The sequence below is a fragment of the Pseudomonas sp. 43mfcvi1.1 genome (genome assembly GCF_900115935.1).
Classification (GTDB): Bacteria; Pseudomonadota; Gammaproteobacteria; order Pseudomonadales; family Pseudomonadaceae; genus Aquipseudomonas; species Aquipseudomonas bijieensis.
In genome coordinates, this window is the sequence record NZ_UETT01000016.1 from 132,132 (window position 1) to 147,993 (window position 15,862).

Consider the following 15,862-nt stretch of genomic DNA (forward strand, 5'->3'; position numbering starts at 1 on the left):
GTGGTGTTTGGAAGTTTGCCGCCAGGGACGACCCCGGCGGCCATCGAAAACCGCGGGACGGCCCGCATCCCAGTTCAGGCAGCGCTCATGCCTGAGGGGGCAATGCCATGTTCGAAAAAATCCTCATCGCCAACCGTGGCGCCATCGCCTGCCGCATTCTGCGGACCTTGCGCGAACTGAAAGTCGAAGGCGTCGCGGTGTATTCCCAGGCCGACGCCGCCAGCTTGCATATCCTCCAGGCCGATGAAGCCCACTGCCTGGGCGAAGGCGCGGCGGCCGCTACTTACCTGGCGGTGGACAAGCTCCTGGCGATCGCCAAAAGCAGCGGCGCGACGGCGATTCACCCCGGCTACGGTTTCCTCTCGGAAAACGCCGCCTTCGCCGAAGCCTGCGAGGCTGTCGGAATCGCCTTCATCGGTCCGACGCCAGAGCAACTGCGGGTGTTCGGCCTCAAGCACACCGCCCGCGACCTGGCGCGCCGACACGGCGTACCACTGCTCGAAGGCACCGAACTGCTCGACAGCCTCGACGCCGCGCTGCTGGCGGGGACGCAGGTTGGCTATCCGGTGATGCTCAAAAGCACTGCCGGCGGCGGCGGCATCGGCATGCGCGTGTGTCGCAGTGCCGCCGAGCTGAGCGAATCCTTCGAAACAGTGAAGCGCCTGGGCCAGAACAACTTCAGCGATGCCGGGGTGTTCATCGAGAAGTACATCGAGCGCGCGCGGCATCTTGAGGTGCAAGTGTTCGGCGACGGCCAGGGCCAGGTGATCGCCCTGGGCGTGCGCGACTGCTCGGTGCAACGGCGCAACCAGAAAGTCCTCGAAGAAACGCCTGCGCCGAATCTGCCCGAGGGCATGGCCGACGAGCTCTGCGCAGCGGCGATCCAACTGGCAAAGGCCGTGAACTACCGCAGCGCCGGCACTGTGGAGTTCGTCTTCGACAGCGACGCGGGACGCTTCTATTTCCTGGAAGTGAACACCCGCCTGCAAGTGGAGCACGGCGTCACCGAGCAGGTGTGGGGCGTGGACCTGGTGCGTTGGATGGTGCAACTGGCCGCCGGTGACCTGCCGCCACTGAGCGAATTGAGCCAGGGTCTGAAAGCCGAGGGCCACGCGATCCAGGCGCGCTTGTACGCCGAAGATCCGGGCCGGGATTTCCAGCCGAGCCCAGGGCTGCTGACTGCCGTGAATTTCCCCCAGGCCGACGGTACACAACTGCGAATCGACACGTGGGTCGAGGCCGGTTGCCAGATCCCGCCCTATTTCGACCCGATGATCGCCAAAGTCATTCGCTGGGCGCCGACCCGCGAGCAGGCGCGCCTGGGCTTGCATCAAGCGCTGGACGAAAGCCTGTTGTACGGCGTCGAAACCAACCGCCAATACCTGCAACAGATTCTCCTCGACGCGCCGTTCGCCAGCGGCCAGCCGTGGACGCGTTGCCTGGAAGCGTTGGTCTATCGCGCCAATACCGTTGAAGTCCTCAGCCCCGGCACCCAGACCAGCGTCCAGGACTATCCCGGCCGCCTCGGTTATTGGGCGGTCGGGGTGCCGCCGTCAGGGCCGATGGACAGCCGTTCGCTGCGCCTGGGCAATCGCCTGCTGGGCAACGAAGACGGGGCAGCGGCATTGGAAATCACCATGAACGGGCCGCTGCTGCGTTTCAACTGCGCTGCCCGGGTGGCGGTGACTGGTGCGGCGATTGCCCTCACGCTCGACGGTGAAGCCGTGCCGATGAACACTCCGTTGTCGATTGGTGCCGGTGCCACCCTCGCGATCGGCAACATCTCTGGCGCCGGGGCGCGCAGCTACCTGTGCCTGCAAGGCGGCGTGCAAGTGCCGGATTACCTGGGCAGTAAAAGCACCTTCACCCTCGGCCAGTTTGGCGGCCACGGCGGACGAGCGCTGTGCACCGGTGACGTGCTGCACCTGGCGCCGCTGGATGAGCACTCGACCTTGCCGCCAACGAGCGCGCCGCTGCTGGACTTGCCGAGCGTGCGGCAGATCCGCGTGATCTACGGCCCGCACGGCGCGCCCGAATACTTCACCGAGCGCTACATCCAGACATTCTTCGACACGGCCTGGGAAGTGCACTTCAACTCCAGCCGCACCGGCGTACGCCTGATCGGGCCGAAACCCGAATGGGTACGCGTCGACGGTGGCGAGGCCGGGCTGCATCCTTCCAACATCCATGACAACCCCTACGCCATCGGGGCCGTGGACTTCACCGGCGACATGCCTGTCATCCTCGGCCCCGACGGCCCGAGCCTGGGCGGTTTCGTCTGCCCGGTGACGGTGATCGAGGCCGACCTCTGGCAATTGGGGCAACTCAAGGCGGGGGACAAGGTGCGGTTCGTGCCGGTGGACCTGAAGACCGCCCGCTCACTGGCCTTGGAATGGGATCAATGTGGGAGCGAGCCTGCTCGCAATGAAGTTGATGCGGTGTCTGATATGGCCCCATCGCGAGCAGGCTCGCTCCCACAGGGGTGGGGGTCGCCTGTGGTGTTGGATATCGCCCAGGACGATACCCGCCTCGTGGCGAGATTAGCCGGCGACACCCATCTGCTGCTGGAAATCGGCGCCCCCGAACTGGACCTGGCACTGCGCTTTCGCGGCCACGCCTTGATGCAGGCTTTGGAACACAAGCAACTGCCTGGCGTGATCGACCTCACGCCGGGCATTCGCTCATTGCAAGTGCACTACCAACCCGAGCGAATGCCCCTGGCCGACCTGTTGAGCATCATTGTCGGTGAATGGGACGCGGTGTGCGCCGCACAGGACCTGCAAGTACCCTCGCGCATCGTCCACCTGCCATTGTCCTGGGATGATCCGGCCTGCCAACTGGCCATCGAAAAATACATGACCACGGTGCGCAAGGACGCGCCCTGGTGCCCGAGCAACCTGGAGTTCATCCGACGCATCAACGACCTGCCCAACCTCGACGAAGTGCAACGCACGGTGTTTGACGCCAGCTACCTGGTGATGGGCCTGGGAGACGTCTACCTCGGCGCACCGGTCGCCACGCCGCTGGACCCACGCCATCGGCTGGTGACCACCAAATACAACCCGGCCCGGACCTGGACCGCGGAAAACTCGGTGGGCATCGGCGGTGCTTATATGTGCGTGTACGGCATGGAAGGTCCCGGCGGTTATCAGTTCGTCGGCCGCACGTTGCAGATGTGGAATCGTTATCGGGATGTCGCCGCATTCGACGGCAAGCCCTGGCTGCTGCGGTTTTTCGACCAGATCCGCTTCTACCCGGTCAGCGCCGATGAACTGCTGCGCATTCGCCGGGATTTCCCCCTGGGCCGTTTCGACCTGAACATCGAACACAGCCAGCTCAACCTTGCTAACTATCAGCGTTTCCTGATGCAGGAGGCGGACAGCATCGCCGCGTTCCGACAGCAGCAACAACGCGCCTTCGATGCCGAGCGCGAGCGCTGGATCGCCAGTGGCCAGGCGCACTTCGACAGTGAAGAAGCGGCCATCGCGCCAAGCGAAGATTCGCTGCTGAGCGAGAATCAACTGAGCGTCGACAGCCACATCGCCGGCAACCTCTGGCAGGTTCAGGTGGATGTTGGCGCGCGGGTCGCCGCCGGTGATGTGCTGGTGATTCTGGAGTCGATGAAGATGGAAATCCCGCTGCTTGCGCCCTCGGCTGGCGTAGTGCGCGAGGTGCGCGTGCAGCCCGGTTCGGCGGTGCGCGCCGGACAGCGCGTCGTGGTACTGGACCGTGACTGAACTCAATCAAAGGATTAACACCATGAACCTCTCTCTTCGCTTGGACGACCTGCGCAATACCTACCGCAGCGGCGAACTGACGCCACGCACATTGCTATTGGGCCTGCGGGAAAAAGCCGCGGCGTTGAATCCGGACTATCACCTGTTCATCCACCTGCTCACGGTCGAAGAACTGGAACCCTACCTGGCCGCGTTGGAAAGCCGCGACCTGGAAAGCCTGCCCCTGTACGGTGTTCCTTTTGCCATCAAGGACAACATCGACCTGGCCGGCATTGCGACCACGGCCGCCTGCCCGGCGTTTGCCTACGTGCCGGACCGTTCGGCCACCGTCGTCGAGCAATTGCTGGCACTGGGCGCGATCCCCCTGGGCAAGACCAACCTCGACCAATTCGCCACCGGGCTCAATGGCACTCGCTCGCCCTACGGCGCTTGCCGCAACAGCGTGTTGCCCGACTACCCGGCAGGCGGTTCGAGCGCCGGCTCGTCGCTGGCCGTGGCCCTGGGCGTGGCGAGCTTTGCCTTGGGCACCGACACCGCCGGCTCCGGTCGAGTGCCTGCAGCACTGAATAACCTGGTGGGGTTGAAGGCCACCCTGGGGTTGATCTCCACGGCGGGCGTGGTCCCGGCCTGTCGCACGCTGGACTGCGTCACGACCTTCACGGCCACGGCGAAAGAAGCCAGCCAGTTACTGGCACTGACGGCCCGTCCAGACCCTCGTGACGACTACAGCCGCCACAACCCGCAGTGGAACGATGGCTCCGCGTTCGGCGCGCCCCGGCGCTTTCGCTTCGGCGTGCCGCGCCAGCAGGACCTGGCATTTTTCGGCTGCCCTGAAGGTCCGCAACTGTTTATGGAAACCATCGAGCGGCTCGAACGCCTGGGCGGCGAAGCCGTGGAACTGGACTTGTCGCCATTCCTGGAAGCGGCGCGGTTGCTTTATGAAGGACCTTGGGTAGCCGAACGCTACAGCGTTGCCGGCCCATTGATAGAGCGCGAGCCGCAGGCCGTACTGCCGGTCATCCGCGCCGTCCTGGCGAAAGCACCGACGGTAGATGGCGTACAAACCTTCCGCGCCCGGTACCGTTTGCAAGCGCTCAAAGCCCAATGCGACCGCGCCATGGACGCGCTCGATTGCGTGCTCACACCCACCATCGGCCGTCCGGTGACCCTCGCCCAACTGGCCGCCGAACCCGTGCTACGCAACTCGGAGCTGGGTTACTACACCAACTTCATGAATCTGCTGGACTACGCCGCCGTCGCCGTTCCCAGTGCGTTCATGGCCAACGGCTTGCCTTGGGGAGTGACGCTGTTCGGTCGAGCCTTCACCGATCAGTACCTCTTGAGCGTGGCCGATGCCTTGCAGCGTCAACGGGACAAGGCCTTGCCAGTTCCCGGTGCCCCGGCTCGCCACGACCGCGCGCGGCTGGTGGTGTGTGGCGCACACCTGGACGGGTTGGCGCTGAACTGGCAACTCAAGCAACGCGGTGCCCGGCTGATCGAGGTCACCCAAAGCTCGGCGGACTACCGCCTTTATGCCTTGGCCGGCGGCCCACCCTTGCGTCCCGGCATGCTTCGGGTCGACGAAGGCGGCGTGGCGATCGAGGTCGAGGTCTGGGAACTGCCAAGCAGTGAACTGGGCTCATTCCTGACTGGCATCCCCGCACCGTTGGGACTGGGCAAGGTGCAACTGGCCGATGGCCGCTGGGAAAGCGGATTCATCTGCGAGGCATATGGTTTGGAGGGCGCGCAGGACATCAGTCATTTGGGGGGATGGCGGGCTTATCTAAATTACCCTTGAGTAAACAGTACTCTGTGGCGAGGGGATTTATCCCCGCTGGGCTGCGCAGCAGCCCCAAAACCTGTCAGCGCGGTGTATCAGACAGAGTGCATTGGGGCCGCTTCGCGACCCAGCGGGGATAAATCCCCTCGCCACAATCTTGCAAACCTGCAAATCCGAGCACCTTTTCCCACAGGGCCACTAAACTGATTTCATTGGGTCTGCGCCAAGGGAAACGCCATGTCGCTCCGTTCGCCGTTGTATTCCCAGCACAAGCCGCTCCTGGCCGTGGCGGCGCTGCTCGGTACAGGATTCCTGATCATTGCATTGCTGGGCTATTACGCAGCCCATGCCTCAGTACGCGACCACATGCTCAAGACGCTGTACTTGAACCTGCTGATCGGCGCCCTCGTGATGCTGGTTGTCCTGATAATCGTTTATCGGCTGATCAACAGCTACCAACAGCGCATTGATGCCCAAGCGACTCTCGACAGCCTGACCGAACTGCCAAACCGCCGTGGCTTCGACCTGCTGGCTGTGCAGGCCCTGCATGAAGCCCAGCGCGAGCCCAAACCCTTGACTGCGCTGCTGCTGGAACTGGACGATTTCAAACGGTTGGATACCCTCCATGGTCATATCGCCACCGATCAACTACTGACCGGATTCGCTCGCGACCTGACGCAAAGCCTGCGGCATTCGGACATCGTATGTCGTTGGAGCACTGAAGCCTTTGTCGTCCTGCTCAAGGACACCGATGGACAGACCGGTCTGAAAATCGCTGAGAAAATTCGTCAGTACATCGAAAAGCAGCGCTATTTCTGCAGTGGAAAACAACTGCTGGTCACCGTCAGTCTCGGCCTCACCACCTTGCAGGACAAAGACACCTTGCACAGCCTGCTGTCGCGGACCGATCATGCACTGCAACGCGCCCGGCAAACCGGGTGCAACCGAACCTGCGTGGAAATGCCTCACTCCAGTTATGAATAAACCCGACCTTTGCCCGGCCTGCGGTGGCGCCAATGACTGCACCCTGGCCGACCCACGAACCGTCGACCGGGCCTGCTGGTGTTTCGGCGTGAGCATCGACCCGGCCGTGCTCGAGGCATTGCCAGCCGAGCTGCGTGATCGCGCCTGCCTGTGCCCGCGTTGCGCGCAGGTCGAAGCCCAGTTGCGCGCCAAGCCTCGACCAATCGCGTAAGATACCCGCCCTCCGCTGCCCTGCCTGAACTGCCCATGCGCGTCGACCGTTTCCTCAGTAATCTGCCGCGATTCAATCGCCAACAAGTACGCCTGTTGCTGGTGGAGCGCCGGGTGCGGATCGATGGCCAAGTCGTCAGCGATCCCCATGCTTCCGTACGTGAATTCAGTCGCGTTGAAATCGACGATGAAGTGCTGCAAGCAGGCCGCCCCGCGCGCTACTTCATGCTGCACAAGCCACCCGGCTGCGTCAGTGCGACCCGCGATCCGCAACACTCCACTGTCCTCGACTGGCTGGACGAAGCGGACAAGGATGACCTGCACATCGCCGGGCGCCTGGATTTCAACACCACCGGGCTGATGCTGATCACCAATGACGGCACCTGGTCACGGCGCCTGACCCAACCGCAGACCAAACTGCCCAAGGTCTACTACGTCGAAACCGAGCAAATCATTACCGCCGAATATGCCGACACCTTCGCCCGGGGCCTGTACTTTGCCTTCGAAGACCTCACCACCCAACCGGCAGAACTGACGCTGCTGGGGGAAAGATCGGCGCGCCTGAGCATCGTTGAAGGGCGCTACCATCAGGTCAAGCGCATGTTCGGCCACTTCAACAACAAGGTACTGCGCCTGCATCGCGAGCGCATGGGCCCGCTGACGTTGGACGCCGATCTCGAACCGGGCCAATACCGCGCCCTGAGCTCCGAAGAAGTCCATCTCATCTGAACCCGCTACCGCTGGGCAGAAGTGTCGAACAATTTTCCAAGAGGTACTTGCGCAACGCTCGTCCCCCTGCTTGAATCAAACCGTCGGCCGAAATGTGACCGATGAGTCACAACATACTTCCAAGAAACTTTTTGCCGGCTGGAACCCTCAGGTTCCGCCTTGTGCCGCCGGCGAACTGCCCGCCTATAACAACACCCGTCGACCATTTTTCTGGATCGACATGGGCCTTATCTTCCAGGCGTATGCCTACCTGTCACATTGCCCGTGCAATCTCATTGCGCGCATACCCGCTTGCCAGGAGTCTTATGACATGAGGCCAGAAATCGCTGTGCTGGATATACAGGGTCAGTATCGGGTTTACACGGAGTTCTATCGCGCAGACGCCGCACAAAAGACCATCATTCTGGTCAACGGCTCAATGGCCACCACCGCGTCGTTTGCACAGACCGCCAAAAACCTCTACCCGCAATTCAATGTCGTGCTGTACGACCAGCCCTACGCGGGCAAGTCCAAGGCCCACAATCGGCACGAGAAAATGCTGACGAAGGAGATCGAAGGGCAGATCCTCCTGGAACTGATCGACCACTTCGCCGCCGAGCACGTGCTGTCGTTTTCCTGGGGTGGCGCCGCCACGCTGAGCGCCTTGGCCCACCGGCCACGACGCATCGAAAAAGCGGTGATCAGCTCGTTCTCGCCAGTGCTCAATGCGCCGATGCGCGACTACCTTGAACGCGGTGTGGATTACCTGGGCAGCCTGGACGGCGACCGTGTCGGGCACTTGGTCAACAGCACCATCGGCAAGCATTTGCCGCCACTGTTCAAGCGCTTCAACTATCGCCATGTCAGCAGTCTGGCCGAACATGAGTACGGGCAGATGCGCTTCCACATCACCGACGTGCTCAACAGCGACCAGCAGTGCTACATCAATGCGGCCAAGAAAATCAACGTGCCGGTGCTGTTCCTGAACGGCGAATGGGACGAATACACCTCGGCCGACGACGCCAGGCTCTTCGCCAACCATGTCGAGCACAGCACCTTCAGCACACTGCAAGCCACCGGGCACTTCCTGGACATGGAACACAAAGCCGCCTGCCGCGACAGCCGCAACGCCTTGATGGGTTTCCTCACACCGGAACACCACGAAAGCCGACCGCGCTATAGCTATGTGCAGAGCTACCATGCACTGGCCATCTGAAACCGAGTCCTGGCGAGCAAGCCCCATCCTGCGCCTTCAGCAACGGGGCTTGCCCGCCAACGACCGCTCTGGTTTGAGGCTCGCATAGACGACTGACCGCACGCCATGTGAAGAAAAACTTCAAATCCGTGCCCACATCTGGTACAAAGTCAGCCGCTCTGAGCGGGTGTCGTATAATGGCATTACTCCAGCTTCCCAAGCTGATAACGAGGGTTCGATTCCCTTCACCCGCTCCAATCGAATTCTGGTCCCGCGCTGTGTGTTGGCGAGGGATAAAAAACCGGCCCTTGGTGGCCGGTTTTTTTTGGTCTGGTGTTTGTGGAGGTTGCGCCCCTGACGCTCACACCAAGGATCTATGAAAGAGAGCAAGGGTGCATAGACGCCGATAATTTGTTTGCGATCTCACAGGGCGACCAGGAATCAAACATGCTTTGCGACAAAAGCGACAACGGTAAACAGGGTCAGGGCGAACGCAGCACCGATGCTGAACGGCAGCAACGTAACCCGGATTGTGGTCGGAGTCGGGCGCCTCATCTCTTCAGCTAACGCCTCTACCTCTTGATGCAATTGCTCGATGCTGGCTTGATAACTGCGATGTGTAGGCATCGTCTCATTCTCCTCCGAGGTCGCGGGCCGTGCTGAGTCTGTAAACCATTTCGAGCAATGTGAGCCGTGTGCTTGCAAAGCTCAAGTACCCGTCATGTAGGGTGGGTATTGGCGCATTGCGGCGAACCGGCGCTCAAATTTTAATCCCAAAACCCGCAACAGCGACAATGGCGGTCACTACTCCAGCCCCTACTGCGTATGGGTACCAGAAGGCTTCGTGCTTCAGCTTCGTTTCCTCGGCCGTAAGCTTGCGAGTCTCAGCCAACAATTTTCGGGTTTCGACCAATAGTTTATCGAGCTCTAAATTATCGCGGTCGTTCTGAAGCATTGATCATCCTTCCAAGGTTTGGGACACCGCCCCAAGCGTCGCTTTCTGCAACGCCGACAAAATCTGTCGGGCGTCAATCACTCATTGCCCATTGCATAGTCCGTCGGAGAAGCACTATTTCCTATCCGAGCAATTGGAGATAGCGGGCGACTCTCGCTTAGCTTGTAGGCAGAATCCGAGAATTGCGTAGGGCGCGCGCCTACGTTGTTAGTCATTACGCCAAGACCGAAAGTTGAGTTAGAAAAAAAGCCGAGAAACAATAGATAGACCCAACGCTTGAGAATGGGAGTCGCAAAATTCCCACCTAACGACAAGACAAAAAGCCCCGGTGTTTTTCACAGCGGGGCTTTTGGGATCTTGGCCGCCCACTTGTGTCGTTCATTGCTCAGTGCCCGGCAAATGCCCCAACGGCAACGCCCCCGGCGTCTTCACCGTATGGATCGCAAAGTTGCTGCGGATATCGCTCACCCCCGGCAGTTTCAGCAGCCGCCCGGTGAGAAAACGGTCGTAGGCCCGCAGGTCCGGCACCACCACTTGCAACAGAAAATCCGATTCACCCGACACCAGAAAAGCCGAGATCACCTCCGGCAATGCCGTAACCGCCTGGCGAAACGCTTCGGCTTGTTCGTCGTTGTGCCGTTCAACCTTCACGCCGACAAAGATCGTCAGTCCGAGCCCCACTTCATCACGGTCCAGGATGGCTTGATAACCGCGAATGACACCGGCCTCTTCGAGCATCCGCACCCGGCGCAGGCAGGGTGACGGGGACAGGCCGATTTCTTCGGCCAGTTGCACGTTGCTCAGGCGGCCGTCGCGTTGCAGCGCGGCGAGGATTTTGCGATCGAAGGCATCCAGTTTCATGAATTGGCAGTTTCCGATGGAATGGTGCGAATAGCTGGCAGGTTATGCCCATTAATGAAGCTTTAGAAGCTGACTTCGCAACCACCTGCCCTGCCCCTACGCCATAGACTGGGCACTCGCGAATCGTCGATGAAGGGGGTGTGGCATGGCAGAGCTCTGGTTGTTCCTGATGGCCTTGATGGTGGTCTACGTGTTGCCCGGGCCGGACATGATCCTGCTGCTGCAAACCGGTGCCCGTCAGGGCAGGGGCGCTGCGCTGGCGACGGCGGTGGGCCTGGGGATTGCTCGTGGGTGTCATGTTGCACTGGCGGCGCTGGGGCTTTCGGCCTTGTTCAAGACCGCGCCATGGACATTCGATGTCGTGCGCCTGGCCGGGGCTGCCTACTTGTTATGGATCGGTTTTCAATGCCTGCGGAGCACGTTGGTGCCGAGTTTTGAAAACGCCACTGTCGAGGTCGGAAAGCGGCGTTGGTACCAGGCGATTCGGCGTGGGCTGCTGACCAATCTGCTCAACCCCAAGGCCTTGCTGTTTTGTTCAGTGTTGTTACCGCAATTCATCGATCCACAGGGCGGGCCGGTGCTGGGGCAATTCGCGACCCTGGGCGTGGTGCTGGTCGGCGTCGGCCTGCTCTTCGATAGCACTTACGCCTTGGTGGGTGTCGCACTTGGACGCTGGCTTCAGCGATCGCCTTCGGCCCAGCGTGTACAGCAGTGGTTGTTCGGGAGTCTTCTGATTGGTTTTGCTGTACGGCTGACGTTTGTGCAGCAGTCATAGCGACCGCAGCTTCGCGGAGTGGCTCCTGGTGTTTGAGCTGTAAATCCAGGGCTGCTTCGCCCCCCACCGGGAGCAAGCTCCCTCGCCCCACCCGCATTTTTCGCCCTGTCTCACATCCCGAAATAAACCCACCCTGCCCCTCTGCCGCCCTTGTACAACACCGCTTCTAGACTTCGTTGCAATGCCTGCGCGAACCCACCAGTGGCGTCCCTGGTAGGTATAGTGTTGATCATTAATTTTCAGTAGGTATAGTACCCACCAAGCACACCACACGGAGGTGTTGTGAATAGCCGATTTTTGATAAGCCAAATCATTGCAGACGGGTGGTATCTGGTGCGGGTTCGGGACAGCCACCATCACTTCAGGCACCCGACCAAACCGGGATTGGTCACGGTTCCTCATCCGAAGAAGGACCTGCTCAAGAAGACGGCCATCAGTATTTTGCAACAGGCGCTGCTTCAGCCGGCTCGTTGCGCGACGTTCCCGGAGGACGATGAATATGCTTTACCCGATTGCGATTTCCATGGGCGATGACAAGCACGCCTGGGGTGTTGAAGTGCCGGATATTCCCGGTTGTTTTTCTGCAGGCGACGACCTGGACGAGGCCATGGCGATGGCCCGTGAGGCCATTGAGGGACACTTCGAGATTTTGGCTGAAGATGGTTCGCCGATTCCACCGGCCAACACCGTTACCTTGCACGCAGCCAATCCGAAATTTGCCGGCTGCACCTGGGCGCTGGTGGACATCGATGTGACCAAGTACCTGGGCAAGGCGCAGAAACTCAACATCACGCTGCCCGGCTACCTGCTCAATCGTATTGATGAATATGTGTTGCACCATCCTGAAGAGAAGAGCCGATCCGGCTTCCTCGCTTCGGCAGCGCTGAAGGTGTTGCAGCAAGGCCGGTGAGAAAACCGCCACAACCTGTGGGAGCGAGCTCCCACAGGTTTCAGCTATACGTTATTTGCTCTCCTTTCCAGACTCTTGCATCTGCACCGAAGACTTGGTGCCATCAGTGTTGTCCTTGGTCTCGTTATCCGAGTTGTCGAAACAGCCTTGCAGGGCGACAAAGCGCAGGCGAGGCAAAAAGTGCGGGCGAGATTCATGATGTACTCCGATACCGAGGGCTTTCAGCAGTGACCTGCGAGAGTGGCAATCGTTGCGACTGTCATCGTGCCGGCCGATGAACGTCGACGGATGTTGGCGACTGAAATGTAAGTAGAATTTTCATCGTTTCATTGCTGTCACACCAGACAGGTGCATCCATAAGGAACACAGCAATGACCTTCGCAAAAATCGCTCAAAAACTGGCTCTCTGGGCGGGAAGCCCAAAGACATTTCTGGGGGCCATCGTGTTGTTGGTGCTCTGGGCCCTTAGCGGACCTCTTTTCCAGTTCAATGACACGTGGCAACTGATCATCAACACGTCAACCACGATCATTACCTTCCTGATGGTGTTCCTGATCCAAAACACGCAGAACCGCGATACCGACATCCTGCACCTCAAGGTCGATGAGTTACTGCGAGCAACCAAGGAGGCGCAGAATGCAATGCTCGGGCTCGAGTCGCTGGACCTCAAGCAACTGGAGGCGCTGAGAAAGCACTACCAAGCCATGGGCCAGGGCGAAGCCAAGAACCTTGAAGGCCTGGAAGAAAAGAACAAAGTGGACCTGAACCAGTGCTGACGCAGATGCGCTGAAAGGTTCTCCTTCGACAGGCAAAAATCAACCGGGACGCGAACGTCCCGGTCCTGGATACAAAAACCAGCGGATCAGCGGCTGGCTTGCAACGCCCTGGCCATTTCGAGATGGGTCTGCAACTTAGGCAGGGTCTCATCGGCGAAGGCCTTGATTTCCGGCACTTCGGTAGTCTGGGCCTGCTGCTGGATCTGCGCGATGGCCTCTTCAGTGGCCTTGACCTGGCTGGCGGCATAAGCAGCCTCGAAGGACTCGCCTTCCTGGACCTGCGGCATCAAGGCCTTGGCCTTGTCAGCCACTTCCTCCCGGGGAGCGACAGGCAAGTCGAGCTTCTTGGCGATCTTCGCCAGGTGTTGATTGGCGGTGGTACGGTCATTGATCACCATGATGGTGTAATCCTTGACCTCTCTGGATTCGGCTTTCCCGTGGGCCATGCGACTGGCTTCGATGTCGGCCATGCCTTTGGCTGAAGCATCGTTGATGAATTCGGCAGGCGATTGGGCCCAGGCACTATTGGCACCCAGGCCCATCAGTACGATGACACTGGTGGTGCGAAAAAAGCTGGCCATACGGCTCATGGTCGCGCCCTCCTCTGATAAAAGTTCTGGCGGGGTTCCCGCCTCTGAATCAGAACCCACCCGATTTCGCTTTCCGCTGAGTAGCTGTCAACAGCCGCGAGGGGGGTTCTCCTACTTCTGCGACCCGCTTCAAGCCTCTTCGTTCGATCATGGACGATGTTTCCGGCGAGCGGAGCCCGCCTGACATCTGAAAAGGACAACGCTCGAAAGGTTGAAAAAAGCCAGCGGCACCACGACGAACGGTGGTGCGCTATCAGATACCGAACGCCCTGTGATTGTGGCGTTTGGCGGCATACATCGCCTCGTCGGCATGGCGAAACAGTGCGACATCTTCAGTGCCATGGTCGGGGAAACAGGCCACACCTATACTCGGTTCGATGCTCAGGCAGTGGCCGTCCAGACGCAGTGGCTGGGCCAGTGCATGACGGATTTTTTCTTGCACGCCGTGGGCATCCTCCAGGGCCTGGATGCTATGCAGCAAGACCACGAACTCATCTCCGCCAATACGCGCCACAGTATCGGTGTCGCGTATACAGCCCTTGAGCCGACTAGCCACCGCTTGTAACAGCATGTCGCCAACCCCATGGCCATAGGTGTCATTGACCTGCTTGAAACGGTCCAGGTCGATGTACAACAAGGCCATGCGCCCGGATGCAGCGCGGGCGGTCGCCAGTGCACACTTGAACCGTTCACGGAGTAATTCGCGGTTGGGTACCTGGGTCAGCTGATCGTATTGAGCCATGTGCTGCAACCGGGCGTGCAACTGCTTGCGTTCGATGGCGATGGTGATCTGTGCGCAGACGTATTGCAGCAGTTCCTTGTCCTGCTCGGTGTAGCGCTCGGTGTCCGGCGCACTCCTGACGATCAGCGCACCAATCGTGCCGCTTTGCGAGTTCAGCGGCACGCCCAGCCAACACGGCGCGTCCGGCTGCGCCACAAGGTCGGCGAACCCCGACGGCAGCTGGCTGCAACCGGGCGTCAGCAGGATTGGCTGGCCGCTGCGAATCACCTCGGCGCACAAACGCCCGGTAACGGTGCCCGGCAGTTCAGGCTGCCCTTCCCGGTCGTCAACGTGATAGGGAAAATTCAGTTGCGCGCATTGCTCGTCATACAGTGCCACCGAGAAATTCAGCGCCGGTAGCCACTCGCCAATAATCAGGTGGATGCGCTTGAACAGCGCCAGCAAGTCAGCCGCGGCATGGGCCGCCTCGGAAATCGCATACAACGCCGCCTGGCGGGACTCGGCCTGCTTGCGTTCGGTGATGTCCCGGGCCACGGCAATGCGCAGTTGATCCGCCGGCGACCAGCGTGCCGACCACAGGATATGCACCACCCGACCGTCCTTGCGCAGGTAGCGGTTCTCGAAATTGAGCTTGGGCTCACCGTTCATGATCTCCCGCGCCGCCTCGAGGGTTCGCTGGCGGTCGGCGGGATGCACCAAGTCAATCATTGGTTGGCCGACCAGCTCCTGCGGGGTGTAGCCAAAAATGCGTTCGCAGGCGGCACTGACAAACACGAAACGCCCTTGACCGTCGACGGCACACACGGCGTCCAGCAGAAGGTCGATGTAGCTGGCCAGCGGCGCGGAGCTTCGAGTGTCCATGGGGCAGGAGGTCATCCGGACAATGCGGCGGTGAGTGAACCGGGGATCGCCGGTTCACCACGCTGGTACAGCGTGCGGACCCGACGCGCACCCATCATACGATGAGGATAGCGTAGGTGATCAGTATGCAAACTGCGCGAGATAAGCAGGGCTCATCGCCTGCGCCTCCAGAGAGCCGCCCCTTCACGGCTCCGTAAAAAACTCCATTCCGGCATAAGGAGCATGCCGACAGGCCTTCAGCCTGGATGCCAGGTCTCCTACGTGAATCTCGAGTTTGTGCCCATCCGGGTCGAGAAAGTAGAACGAATCCCCTTCGCTGCGATTATCCCGCCACGACGCCACCCGGGCCGCGTTCAGCCGCGCCACCAGCGCCGGGAAATCCTCGGCGTTGGTGCTGAAAGCGTAATGGGTGTAGTCCAGCGCCGGCTCAGCCCTGCGCAACGGGTCAAAAGACAGGCACAACCACAATCCCGGCAGCGACAAATAGGCCCCGCTGTTCCACTTGGCCTCAAGACGCAGCTGCAACAGCTCGCCATAAAAAACCACACTGCGATCCAGGTCGGTGACGGCAAGGGTCAGATGATTGAGGCCAGAAAGCATCAGCAAGCAACCTTCAGAAAAATAGTGATAACCCAGCGGGCTTGGGGCGAACCCATGACGTTCCCAAGCTCCGACGTCGCCGAGGGATTCCCCGCCCAGGGCCTTAGGCAAAGTCCTACGCAGAAATCTCCAGTGACACTCAAACACGCCGGAAACAGCCGATTCAAAGCCCTGCACA

Annotated in this window: 14 protein-coding genes, 1 tRNA gene and 2 pseudogenes; 11 read left to right on the top strand and 6 right to left on the bottom strand. The window is 60.4% G+C overall.

All coding sequences use genetic code 11. From position 1 onward, the window contains the following. Positions 1-107 precede the first annotated feature (107 nt). The 7 genes and pseudogenes from uca to DTP52_RS25985 all read left to right on the top strand — a co-directional run bounded on the left by uca (position 108) and on the right by DTP52_RS25985 (position 8,871). Positions 108-3,737 (top strand): urea carboxylase, encoded by a 3,630-nt coding sequence (uca, locus tag DTP52_RS25955; RefSeq protein WP_109755907.1) that lies wholly within the window; start codon positions 108-110, stop codon positions 3,735-3,737. Between the two features lie 22 nt (positions 3,738-3,759). Then, the gene (atzF, locus tag DTP52_RS25960) at positions 3,760-5,535 is read left to right on the top strand and encodes an allophanate hydrolase (protein WP_109755908.1); all 1,776 of its coding nucleotides are present in this window, start codon (positions 3,760-3,762) and stop codon (positions 5,533-5,535) included. A 354-nt stretch (positions 5,536-5,889) separates the two neighbouring features. Then, positions 5,890-6,501, top strand: a pseudogene (locus DTP52_RS25965) (GGDEF domain-containing protein); the annotation flags it as partial. Beyond that, positions 6,494-6,712: a cysteine-rich CWC family protein gene (locus tag DTP52_RS25970; RefSeq protein WP_109755910.1), complete on the top strand. Its 219-nt coding sequence runs from the start codon at positions 6,494-6,496 to the stop codon at positions 6,710-6,712. The pseudogene DTP52_RS25965 and the gene DTP52_RS25970, both read left to right, overlap by 8 nt. 35 nt (positions 6,713-6,747) lie before the next feature. After that, positions 6,748-7,440: a pseudouridine synthase gene (locus DTP52_RS25975; RefSeq protein ID WP_109755911.1), complete on the top strand. Its 693-nt coding sequence runs from the start codon at positions 6,748-6,750 to the stop codon at positions 7,438-7,440. 310 nt (positions 7,441-7,750) lie between these two features. After that, positions 7,751-8,635, top strand: coding sequence for an alpha/beta fold hydrolase (locus tag DTP52_RS25980; protein WP_109755912.1), 885 nt, complete (start codon positions 7,751-7,753; stop codon positions 8,633-8,635). A 162-nt stretch (positions 8,636-8,797) separates the two neighbouring features. Further along, positions 8,798-8,871 (top strand) — tRNA-Gly (locus tag DTP52_RS25985). A gap of 184 nt (positions 8,872-9,055) precedes the next feature. Here the strand turns inward: DTP52_RS25985 and DTP52_RS25990 are convergent. From DTP52_RS25990 to DTP52_RS26000, 3 genes are all read right to left on the bottom strand, one after another. Further along, complete coding sequence (locus DTP52_RS25990) at positions 9,056-9,241, bottom strand: hypothetical protein (protein ID WP_109755913.1); 186 nt, start codon at positions 9,239-9,241, stop codon at positions 9,056-9,058. A gap of 133 nt (positions 9,242-9,374) precedes the next feature. Then, a complete protein-coding gene (locus DTP52_RS25995) occupies positions 9,375-9,569 on the bottom strand; it encodes a hypothetical protein (RefSeq protein WP_109755914.1) in 195 nt (64 codons plus the stop codon). Between the two features lie 378 nt (positions 9,570-9,947). Then, positions 9,948-10,430, bottom strand: coding sequence for an Lrp/AsnC family transcriptional regulator (locus DTP52_RS26000; RefSeq protein ID WP_024616088.1), 483 nt, complete (start codon positions 10,428-10,430; stop codon positions 9,948-9,950). 145 nt (positions 10,431-10,575) lie between these two features. Here DTP52_RS26000 and DTP52_RS26005 point away from each other — a divergent pair, with 145 nt between their 5' ends. The 4 genes and pseudogenes from DTP52_RS26005 (at position 10,576) to DTP52_RS26020 (ending at position 12,891) form a co-directional block, all read left to right on the top strand. After that, entirely contained in the window at positions 10,576-11,205 is a 630-nt protein-coding gene (locus tag DTP52_RS26005; RefSeq protein WP_109755915.1) for a LysE family translocator, read from the top strand. Positions 11,206-11,487: 282 nt separating this feature from the next. Further along, a pseudogene (locus DTP52_RS26010) lies at positions 11,488-11,664 on the top strand (type II toxin-antitoxin system HicA family toxin); the annotation flags it as partial. Positions 11,665-11,704: 40 nt separating this feature from the next. Next, positions 11,705-12,115, top strand: a complete 411-nt coding sequence (locus DTP52_RS26015) for a type II toxin-antitoxin system HicB family antitoxin (protein ID WP_109755917.1) — start codon at positions 11,705-11,707, stop codon at positions 12,113-12,115. A 371-nt stretch (positions 12,116-12,486) separates the two neighbouring features. After that, positions 12,487-12,891: a low affinity iron permease family protein gene (locus tag DTP52_RS26020; RefSeq protein ID WP_109755918.1), complete on the top strand. Its 405-nt coding sequence runs from the start codon at positions 12,487-12,489 to the stop codon at positions 12,889-12,891. Positions 12,892-12,977: 86 nt separating this feature from the next. Here the strand turns inward: DTP52_RS26020 and DTP52_RS26025 are convergent, their stop codons facing one another. The 3 genes from DTP52_RS26025 to fos all read right to left on the bottom strand — a co-directional run bounded on the left by DTP52_RS26025 (position 12,978) and on the right by fos (position 15,684). Then, the gene (locus DTP52_RS26025) at positions 12,978-13,481 is read right to left on the bottom strand and encodes a DUF4142 domain-containing protein (RefSeq protein ID WP_109755919.1); all 504 of its coding nucleotides are present in this window, start codon (positions 13,479-13,481) and stop codon (positions 12,978-12,980) included. A gap of 253 nt (positions 13,482-13,734) precedes the next feature. Next, complete coding sequence (locus DTP52_RS26030) at positions 13,735-15,084, bottom strand: GGDEF domain-containing protein (RefSeq protein ID WP_109755920.1); 1,350 nt, start codon at positions 15,082-15,084, stop codon at positions 13,735-13,737. A gap of 183 nt (positions 15,085-15,267) precedes the next feature. Beyond that, the gene (gene fos, locus DTP52_RS26035; RefSeq protein ID WP_109755952.1) at positions 15,268-15,684 is read right to left on the bottom strand and encodes a fosfomycin resistance glutathione transferase; all 417 of its coding nucleotides are present in this window, start codon (positions 15,682-15,684) and stop codon (positions 15,268-15,270) included. Positions 15,685-15,862 lie beyond the last annotated feature (178 nt).